Annotated in this window: 2 protein-coding genes; both read right to left on the minus strand. The window is 52.4% G+C overall.

Translation table 11 applies throughout. From position 1 onward, the window contains the following. Positions 1 to 58: 58 nt before the first annotated feature. Positions 59 to 961 carry a polysaccharide pyruvyl transferase family protein gene (locus WKI41_RS14235; protein WP_340194162.1) on the minus strand — a complete coding sequence of 301 codons (903 nt, stop codon included), beginning with the start codon at positions 959 to 961 and terminating at the stop codon, positions 59 to 61. A gap of 8 nt (positions 962 to 969) precedes the next feature. Next, positions 970 to 1,730: galactosyl transferase (locus tag WKI41_RS14240; protein WP_340194163.1), on the minus strand; the 761-nt coding region annotated here is incomplete at its 5' end.

Consider the following 1,730-nt stretch of genomic DNA (forward strand, 5'->3'; position numbering starts at 1 on the left):
TAATAATATCTAGAAAAAAATTTTAGACAGTGACAAATTCTCAATAACCGTCCTAATCTCACCTAATCCAAATGTCGTAGGGGAAGGCATCTAAGAGAGGGGTCGGGTCGTAGTTCAGGGCCTCACACCCCTTGTCGGCCAGCGCATCATCCATGGATGTCACAAATCGCAATGACCGGCCAGTTCCTGCGTAATAGTCTTCGTATTTGAAAAGTCCTTCTCTGTCACCAAGCCGAAGATAAATCGCCGGGATTCCAAAGGCATCTGCTACAACTAAACCATGCAGTGAGCTCGAGATTATGAAGTCGCAGCTAGCTATCTCATCGACCACTACATTCCAACTACGGTAGGGGTTGATAATAGATTCGCCAGACGCGTTATGGAGGCGCGTTATCTCCGGTCTATGTAGGTCTGACATGTGAGGGACAATCCCTGTCTTACCCGCTTTACGCGTCCCAAATCTACCCCCGGTCAAGGCCTTTATCAACAATCCCGGATCACCATAGACCTCAGGCACGGATATACCCCTTTTTGACAGGAACTTAGCTGTGAGGGGGCCTCTCACGGACCTCACATCGAGGGATTTGTAGGTATGGGCCGCTTCCACTACGCTGCCATTAACCCCGCTCCCCCAAATGACGCTGTCGTCGGATGCATAATGAATAACCGAACCGATTGCCAACATGCGCCGGGTGACGGGTATCTCATCGAAAACTGTGGTCCCTTTACGGGCAAGCATAAGTTCAACAATTGTACGAGACAACTCATCACCGAAGTTCACTCCCTCGCCTGGACGCCAATAGGCCAGCTCTACGGTCGGATAAGGCATAGATGGCCATCCCATGGCCGTGGCTGGCGTTTCTGGCCTTATGAATGTCCGAACAAGCTTACGCCTCAGACGGATCATGAATGGATCGCGGATCGGAACAGAAGGCAAATCTATGTTGTAGTTCGTGTCCATCTCAGCATTTACCCTTTCGATCCGAAAAACTCTTTGCGGTGCTCAGCCGACAGCAGCCTCAGGTTGGCGAGATGCCGAAGCACTTTCCATGGGCGCCGCAGTGTACTCGCGTTCAGAAAGTATGCTCTTACGATTCCGCCCATACCGCTATGCGATCCTTTGTTAGCGACGCGATATACCGCTCCGCGAAATGGGAGCTTTTGGAGCGGGCGTCCCTTGGCTGCCAGTATCGGGGGAACCCGTCGATGACTTCCAAGCATGTCCTTCATCCATTCGGTATCTGCCTCCTCGATCGTAGACGGCAGACCATAAACGCGCGAGTGCACGATTAGCGACGTACCGCACGCGCTATTGAAATCGTCGTGACAAAAAAGAAGATTACCGCCATCACTCCAGATGTACCCCGCCTCAATGACCCATCCGTTTTCATCCGCGTGCTCGGACACAAATTGCGTGATTCGCGCGCTGACAAAATCGTCATCATCGACGATCATGAAGAAGCGACTATTGGGCGCATCCAGCATACCGGACAAGACGCGGCGGCCCTTGTCGAAACGAAACGCATCAAGGAAATCGGCCTCAGTGGCATTCCCACGGTCATGGATGTCGTTCGGCGGGAATGTCACCCGCGTCACCGAAAAGTTGTCCGGCAACGGCGGGAGATCTGCACCTTCATTGGCAACAATAACAGCACGCCAATCCGAATGCGTCTGATTGGCAATCGAAGCGATCGTGTGGGCCAGATTGGCCTTTAAGTGCGACCAGTCGC

It is taken from the genome of Agrobacterium larrymoorei (assembly GCF_037722385.1).
Classification (GTDB): Bacteria; Pseudomonadota; Alphaproteobacteria; order Rhizobiales; family Rhizobiaceae; genus Agrobacterium; species Agrobacterium larrymoorei_C.